This window comes from Streptomyces sp. DvalAA-14 (assembly GCF_900091855.1).
GTDB lineage: Bacteria > Actinomycetota > Actinomycetes > Streptomycetales > Streptomycetaceae > Actinacidiphila.
The window spans coordinates 1-7,401 of the sequence record NZ_FMCH01000098.1 but is presented as its reverse complement, the minus strand read 5'-3'; the positions used below and the strand labels follow the sequence as shown (position 1 = coordinate 7,401).

Here is a 7,401-nt window from a genome sequence, read left to right as displayed (position 1 = left end):
CCCCGCCCGGCCCGGGGTCCTACGGGTCTCGGGGGCCGTCGGAGCTGACCTGGTACGCGTTCGCTGTCACCTATGCGCGGGACCATTGGGTGGGGCGGGCGGCGACGACGCGCAACGAGACCAGTGAGGCGCTGGCTCTGGTCACGAGGGCGATGCTGTGGGACGTGCCGGGCCGGCCTGGTGAGGATGTGCTGCACCGGGCGCTGCGTTCATGGGCGTTCCTGGGCCCGGGTGCGAGCGAGCACGACATCCCCGCCCGGGAGCGGCTGGTCCTGGCGTGGGTGGCGAAGGCCTCCAGGCCGCTGGTGGACCTGCACGACCCGGTCGTGGCCCGCAGTGTTCTCGAGGCGTTGCGTCTGCGGCGTGACGGGAACGCGGCGGCGCCGGAGACGGTGCGGCGCAAGCGCAAAGTCCTGGTGAACGCCCTGTACTACGCGATGGAGCAGGGAGAGCTGGGCAGTCATCCGCTGAACCGGATCCGGTGGCGGGTTCCGAAGCAGGCCAGGTCGGTAGACCCGCGGTCGGTGATCAACCCGCACCAGGCCCGCGACCTCCTGGCCGCCCTCTCCTACGTCGGCGGCTACAACCGGGCCAAAGGGCGCCGGCTCGTTGGCTTGTTCGCGGGAAGGTACTACGCCTAACGAGCGGAGTTGCATCGGATGCAACATCTCGTCATGCCCGTGCAACTGGCTGAAGTGCAGCTCGGCCCGGACGGACAGAGCGAGGTTATGGCTTGAGCGTTGCCTCTGACCAGCAGGCCGTGACCGATGCAACGATGTTGCGTTAGATGCAACATGAGGAACGGGCCGTCTGAACTGGCTGGCAACGTGGACCTGGTGCTTGCCGATGGCGTCACGCACCTGGACCCGGAGACCGCGGCCTTCGGAGCGATGATCGAGGGCTGGCGCCTGCAGCAACGCGCCCGGTTCCTCAATGAGGCGGGGACAATCAGGCCCAGGCTGCGGCTCGTCCGTCGCTTCGCAGAGTTCACCAACCAGTACCCGTGGCAGTGGACTCCCGCCGAGGCGGAGGCGTTCATGGAAGAGTTGCGCTCGTCGAACGACACCTTCTCGGTCTCCAGTGCCCGGACCTACCAGGCGGCGCTGCGGATGTTCTGCGAGTACGTGACGGACGCCCGGTACGGCTGGCCGCAGCGCTGCTGGGAGATGTTCGAGGCGAGTCCCGCGCAGATCTTCCACGAGTGGAACTCGGTGGTGCACTGTGCCGAGTTCGAGGGGGATCCGCGCCGCCGGCCGCTGACGTATGACGAGGTGCAGGCACTGTTCGACGCAGCAGACGGCCAGGTGGAGGAGATCCAGGCCCAACATCGCAAGGGCGCGCTGGCCGCGATGCGGGACTCGGCGGTCCTGAAGACCGTGTATGCCTTCGGGCTCCGGCGGCAGGAGGCGTGCTGCCTGGACCTGGCGGACCTGCGCCGCAACCCGAGGGCGGCCGACTTCGGTCGCTTCGGCGCGATGTTCGTCCGCTTTGGCAAGGCATCCAGGGGATCGCCGCCCAAGCGAAGGACGGTATTGGCCGTCCCGGAGTTCGACTGGATCGTTGAGGTCTTGGAGCACTACCTGCAGGAGGTCCGCCCGGCGTTCTCGCCGAAGCGCCATCCGGCGCTGTGGATCACCGAGCGGTGCAGTCGGCTTTCGCGCCGACGACTGGACGAGGCATTCGAGGCGGCCAGGGCCCGCGCGGGCCTGCCGAAGGAACTGGACCTGCACTGCCTGCGGCACTCCTACATCACGCATCTGGTCGAGTTCGGCTACCCGGAACTGTTCGTCCAGCAGCAGGCCGGGCACTCCTACGCCTCCACCACCGCGATCTACACCGGCGTGTCCGACGAGTACCGCAACCGGTTGGTGGAACGGGCGTTGAAGGCCCGGTTCGCCGACCTTTGGGAGGAACAGCCGTGATCAAAAAGATGAGCGTGAACTGGCATCTTCGCCAACTCATGGCATCTCAGGACATGTTCCAGACCTCGGACCTGCTCCCGCTGCTGGCCGAGCGCGGCATCCACCTCTCACGCGAGCAGGTGTTCCGACTGGTCACCCAGCCGCCCCAACGCCTGTCGATGGATACCCTCGCGGCCCTGTGCGACATCCTCGGCTGCGGCGTCGAGCAACTCATCGAAGTGGTCGCCGTCAACGAGGAGGTCCACAAGACCGGCACCACCGCGACCGGCACCGCCGCACCGAGAGCGCGCCGCACCACAATCCGTCGGCCGGGACCGTCATGAACCGCGCCGCCGAACCAGGCGAAGCCTGCACTGTCTGCGGCAGGGTGCGGCCGGCGGTCAGCCGCCGAGAGGACGGCACCGGGGTCTGCGACCGCTGCTACCGGACCCCCGAGCGCACCTGCAGCTCCTGCGGCCAGCTCCGTCCCACCAAGGCCCACACCGACGCCGGACCCCTGTGCCGCACCTGCTACCACCGCGAACGCGCACCGCGGCCCTGCGGCGGGTGCGGCCAGACGCGCCCCGTCGTCCTGCGCGCCCGCGACGGACAGCCCGACCTCTGCGGGACGTGCTATAACGGCCCGCGCCGCACCTGCACGGCCTGCGGCAAACTGCGAACCTGCCGCGGAGTGCGGACCGGCCGCTACGTCTGCCTGTCCTGCACGCCACGCTCGCAGGACACCTGCACCCTCTGCGGCAAGCTCACCGACGTGAAAGCCCGCTGGCCCCTGGGCCCGGTCTGCCCGCGCTGTTACCAACTGACCAAGCGCCACCCCGGTATATGCGCGAGCTGCGGCACCTCCAGGCCCCTCATCGGCCTGAACAGCCACAACGTGCGTATCTGCGGCCCGTGCGCGGGCACCGGCCAGGACTACGCCTGCGCGACTTGCGGCACCAGCGGAGACAACTACCGCAAGAACCAGTGCTATCGCTGCGCGATCCCGACGGAGGCCAAGGCCGTCCTCGGGGACGCCGCCGAGACCTTCCTGGCCCCCGTGATCCACGCCCTCCAGCAGGTCAGCAACCCACCCGCGGTCATCCACTGGCTCCACAAGGAAGCCAGCGGGGCCGCGACCCTGCGCGACCTACTGGCCGGCGGCCACATACTCACCCACGAGCTCCTCGACACCCTCCCCAACAGCACCTCAAACGTCTTCCTGCGCAACCTCCTGGTCCAGGCCGCAGTCCTGCCGGAACGCGACGAACGCCTCGCGGCCACCGAGACCTGGATCCGCCGCCAACTCGAAACCGCACCCGAACACCACCGACTCGTCCTCGACCCCTACGCCCACTGGGTCGTCCTGCGACGACTCCGACAGAGGACCCAGAAAATCGCCCACACCAGCCACTCCACGACCTCGCACGCCCGGCTCCAACTGCGATGCGCGACAGAGTTCCTGACCTGGCTCGATGAACGCGGCACCTCCCTCCATGAAGCCATGCAGAGCGATGTCGACCAATGGACCACGACCGGTGCCACCACCCGGCTGCGGCTGCGGGACTTCCTGAAATGGACCAACAACGCTAGGCTCACCGCCGGTCTGCATATCCGCGGCGCCCGATATGCGGCCCCTGCCACTTTCCTCGACCAGGACGACCACGTCGCCCACTGACCCGCTGCCTCACCGACCACGAACTGCCCCTGGACGTCCGCACCGCCGGAGCACTCCTACTGCTCTACGGCGTCAGAGTCACCCGGATCGTCCACCTCACACCCGCCCACATCCGCACCACGGAGGCCGGAGCCGTCATCGACCTCGGCGGCGACCAGCCGGCCCTCCTGCCACCCAGCCTTCACCGACTCCTCCTCACCCAGACAGAGTCGGCCAGACGCTACCGCGCCACCCAGCCCGGCACACCCCGCGAGGAATGGCTCTTCCCCAGCACGCTCCCGGGCCGCCCGGCAACACCCAACCACTTCGGCCAACGTCTCGTCGGCCACGGGATCGACGTCCGCGCAAGCCGGAACACCGCCCTCGTCGCCCTCGCTGACGACATCCCCGCACCGATCCTGGCCCAGATCCTGGGCATCCACATTCACACCGCCGAACGCTGGGCTCAACTGGCCGGCACCAACTGGACCGCCTACCTGGAGACCAGGATCAATAACTGACCCCGCACGAAGTCCGCTCTCAGCAAAGACGTACGCGTCCGAGGATCTCGTGCTCCTCACGCCCGTGTCTTGGCAGCGCGTCAGTACCCGTGGCGTCCAAGATGGGCGAGCACGTCCTCATGGAGGAGTCCGTTGGTGAACACGGCCGCACCTGAGGTAATACTGCGGACTCCGTGCATATCGCTGAACCTCCCCCCGGCCTCTTCCACGATCGGTACCGCCGCAGCGATGTCCCAAGGACCCGCAGTGAGGTGCAGGAAGACATCCACCTCTCCGGCGGCAACCAGCATCGCTCCCTGGCATACCCTGCTCCACTTCGACAGTGGTCCACCGTCGGCACATCGACTGATCAGCTTGGTGGCGCTGACCAGACGTCGCGCGGGGACGTGTGCGGCTACGGGCCACATCGCCACCGTGGCTTCATCGAGCGTTTTGGTCCCGCTTACCTCCAGCGACTGACGAGCACCCAAGACTCCCCCAGGGCAGGAGCTAGTCCAGGCGCCAGCGGCGCGGGATGCCCACCAGCGACGCTCCAGAGCCGGTGCGGTGATCATTCCGGTGAGGACTTCCCCGTCCGCCTCGACCGCGATGAGCGAGCTCCACTCGGATCGACCTGCGGCGAAGTTGGCGGTCCCGTCGATGGGATCGATCACCCATCGACGTGCTGCGGTTCCGTGGTTGCCGGACTCTTCGCCGATGAAGGAGTCCTGCGGACGAGCACTGGCGAGCTGAACTCGCAGCGCCTGCTCGACCTCCCGGTCGGCTTCAGTGACGGGGGTGCCGTCCGGTTTCTCCTGCGCCACCACTCCACCAGCAGAGAAGTACCGCATAGAGACGCTGTCGGCGGCGTCGGCCAGTTGCTGGATCAGGGAAAGATCATCAATCAAAATCATACACAAGGAAGCATAGACGACCGCACCGCAGCACCAGGGCCGACGTCGGCCTGCACAGGTCTTCCGCGAGCTGACCTCTCTAGTGCTCTGACCGCAATGGTTCACCGGGTTGGCGCTGGCAGTCGGCATCACGGCTATTCATGGGTGTGAGGGCGCGGTCACACAGCTCGGTACATGAAGAGCCGCGTCCACCTGTCCAGGCCGTGAGCCGCTTCCCGCGCCCGGATGTTCTGCAGACCTGGGCTGAGCAGGTTGTCGTCAAGCGGCTGGAAGCCGCAGCGCCGGTAGTAGGGAGCGTTCCACGGCACGTCAGCGAACGTGGTGAGCGTCAGGGCTGGGACGTTGTGGGTTGCCGCACGTTCGGCGAGGTGATCCAGTAGCAACCGGCCGATGCCTTGACGCCCGCTGTCGGGGTGCACCGATACCTGTTCGATGTGCAGGTTCCCGTCGACTTGGTCAGCGATGAGATAGGCGACTGGAGTATCGGCCTCATTGACGGCCGCCCAGGCCGACCCCTCCTGCTGGTATCGAGCGAGTTCGTCGAGCGGCAGCGGCTCGTCGTCTGCGATCTCAGGCATGCCGATGTCGCGGAAGCACCGTCCGGCCGCTCTCTCGATGTCCTGGAGCAGGGGCAACTCTTCGAAGCGAACTTCTCGAATGCGCATGGCCTTATTGTCCAGGGCTGGTGCGGTGGGCCGGGCAGATTTTCGGATGGCTTGATCACGCGGCGAGGGAGGGTCCGCCGCCCCAGCGGATGCCTTTCTCGCTGCGGATGCGTGCGCGTTCCCTGCGTTGCGCGGCCAGGACATCGGGGTGGCGGGCGTTGGCGTTGCGCCAGCGCAGGTGGGCGTGCAGGGCCCGGGTCTGGACCGTGTGGTTGTGGTGGTGGGAGTTGGCGAGGGTGAACTGCCTCAGCGGTCCGAAGTGGGCCTCGATCGGGTTGGCCCAGGACGCGTTGGTCGGGGTGAAGCACAGTTCGACGCGGCTCTTCTTCGCCCAGGTGCGGATCTTCGCCCCTTTGTGGGCGGACAGATTGTCCATGATCACGTAGATGGGGGCGCCGTCGGGTCGGGCGGCGCGGATCGACTTCAGCGCGGCCAAGGACTGTGTCGCTCCCTTGTGGCGCCGGTTGACGCCCCACAGGGTGTCGTCGCCGATCGAGTAGCAGCCATGGAAGTAGGTGACGCCGTGCGTGCGGTGGTAGGTCGCGGGCACCCGGTCGGGCCGGCCCTGTCCGGCCCAGCACGAGCCTGCGGTGGGGCGGATGCCAAGCGGTCCGAACTCGTCGAACGCGAAAACCCGGTCTGGGAAGTGCTCCAAGACGTGGTCGATGCGGTCCAGCTTGGCATCGCTCTGGGGGTCGGTGGACTCCTTCCAGGTCTTGGTGCGCTGGAAGGTGACGCCGCGTCGGGCGAGCAGGCACCGCAGTGCCTCCCTGCCGATCCGGATCACGCGGCCGTGGACTTTTCGCAGGTAGGCGGCGAGCTTGCGGATCGACCAGCGGGTGAAGGGCTGGCCGAGCTTGGTCGGTCGAGTCGTGGCCGTCGCGACGACGAAGTCCTCGTCGTCAGGACTGAGCAGGCGGGGACGGCCTCCCGCCCACCGAGGGTCCAGAGCGGCCAGGCCAATCTCGTTGAACCGGTGGATCACGTCGCGGACGGTGTCCTCGTCGGCCGCCATCAGTTGGGCGATCACCGGGACCCGGTTCCCGCCGGCCGAGGCCAGCAGCATCATCGCCCGCCGGTAGCGCACCGAACTGGTACTGCCCCGACGCACGATCTGCTGCAGCTTCTGCCCCTCCTGGTCGGTCAACCTGCGCACACGGACAGGCTCAGCCACCACACCCCCAACAGTCGGATCGACGAACGTCACCGCGTATCCAACTGCCACGACCACCCACCCGGCGAACCTTCCCGGTCAGAGCACTAGGCCTTCCCCGGATAGGTGCCGTATATCGCCGACAGCACGACCGCCCCAAGGTGGAGGCGCCGCAGGCCAAGCCGAGGACGAACGACGTGGCCGCGGTCCGAGGACCGGCCACGATTACGGCACCGGGGAAGTGCCCGCGGCCAGCTGCTAGTCCCTGCGCTTCGATCACAACGAGGGGCGTGAAGCAGTTCGCGTAGTCGGGGATGGCGATGCGAAAGGATCACTGCATGCCGATACGAGAATCAGCTTACGAGTCCTGGTCGATGCTCGACGTGCCATGGCGGGCAGCCGTGGAGATGGCCTGGGATTCCTACCGTCAAGGCGGGATCGCCGTCGGCGCCGTTCTCACTGACGGAACGCAGACCATTGTCGGCCGGGGACGCAACCAGCGCTTCGGGACGATGTCACCGCGTGGCCTTCTCGCTCATGCCGAGATGGAGGCGTTGAGCGTGGTTCCGGCGCAGAAGGACCGCGCCCGCGGCAGCGTGCTCTACACGACCTTG

Annotated in this window: 6 protein-coding genes and 2 pseudogenes; 5 read left to right on the top strand and 3 right to left on the bottom strand. The window is 67.4% G+C overall.

Annotation, left to right across the window (positions count from 1 at the left end):
* The 4 genes and pseudogenes from GA0115240_RS04760 to GA0115240_RS04745 form a co-directional block, all read left to right on the top strand.
* A pseudogene (locus GA0115240_RS04760) lies at window positions 1–641 on the top strand (site-specific integrase); the annotation flags it as partial.
* A gap of 153 nt (window positions 642–794) precedes the next feature.
* A complete protein-coding gene (locus tag GA0115240_RS04755; RefSeq protein ID WP_093735391.1) occupies window positions 795–1,922 on the top strand; it encodes a tyrosine-type recombinase/integrase in 1,128 nt (375 codons plus the stop codon).
* The gene (locus GA0115240_RS04750) at window positions 1,919–2,245 is read left to right on the top strand and encodes a helix-turn-helix domain-containing protein (protein ID WP_093735390.1); all 327 of its coding nucleotides are present in this window, start codon (window positions 1,919–1,921) and stop codon (window positions 2,243–2,245) included. Before GA0115240_RS04755 ends, GA0115240_RS04750 begins: the two co-directional genes overlap by 4 nt.
* Before the next feature lie 347 nt (window positions 2,246–2,592).
* Window positions 2,593–3,576: a hypothetical protein gene (locus GA0115240_RS04745; RefSeq protein WP_141708725.1), complete on the top strand. Its 984-nt coding sequence runs from the start codon at window positions 2,593–2,595 to the stop codon at window positions 3,574–3,576.
* A gap of 580 nt (window positions 3,577–4,156) precedes the next feature.
* Here the strand turns inward: GA0115240_RS04745 and GA0115240_RS04735 are convergent.
* The 3 genes from GA0115240_RS04735 to GA0115240_RS04725 all read right to left on the bottom strand — a co-directional run bounded on the left by GA0115240_RS04735 (window position 4,157) and on the right by GA0115240_RS04725 (window position 6,808).
* On the bottom strand, window positions 4,157–4,969 hold the full coding sequence (locus GA0115240_RS04735) for an inositol monophosphatase family protein (RefSeq protein WP_161302018.1): 813 nt from the start codon (window positions 4,967–4,969) through the stop codon (window positions 4,157–4,159).
* 158 nt (window positions 4,970–5,127) lie between these two features.
* Window positions 5,128–5,634, bottom strand: coding sequence for a GNAT family N-acetyltransferase (locus tag GA0115240_RS04730; RefSeq protein WP_093735386.1), 507 nt, complete (start codon window positions 5,632–5,634; stop codon window positions 5,128–5,130).
* A 55-nt stretch (window positions 5,635–5,689) separates the two neighbouring features.
* Entirely contained in the window at window positions 5,690–6,808 is a 1,119-nt protein-coding gene (locus tag GA0115240_RS04725; RefSeq protein ID WP_305110938.1) for an IS630 family transposase, read from the bottom strand.
* Window positions 6,809–7,125: 317 nt separating this feature from the next.
* On the opposite strand from GA0115240_RS04725, the pseudogene GA0115240_RS04720 reads away from it, so the two are divergent.
* Window positions 7,126–7,401, top strand: a pseudogene (locus tag GA0115240_RS04720) (hypothetical protein); the annotation flags it as partial.

Bases quoted from the DNA above. Each gene is read 5' to 3' on its own strand.
- GA0115240_RS04755 (WP_093735391.1), top strand. From the start codon at position 795: ATGAGGAACGGGCCGTCTGAACTGGCTGGCAACGTGGACCTGGTGCTT.
- GA0115240_RS04735 (WP_161302018.1), bottom strand. From the start codon at position 4,969: ATGATTTTGATTGATGATCTTTCCCTGATCCAGCAACTGGCCGACGCC.
- GA0115240_RS04730 (WP_093735386.1), bottom strand. From the start codon at position 5,634: ATGCGCATTCGAGAAGTTCGCTTCGAAGAGTTGCCCCTGCTCCAGGAC.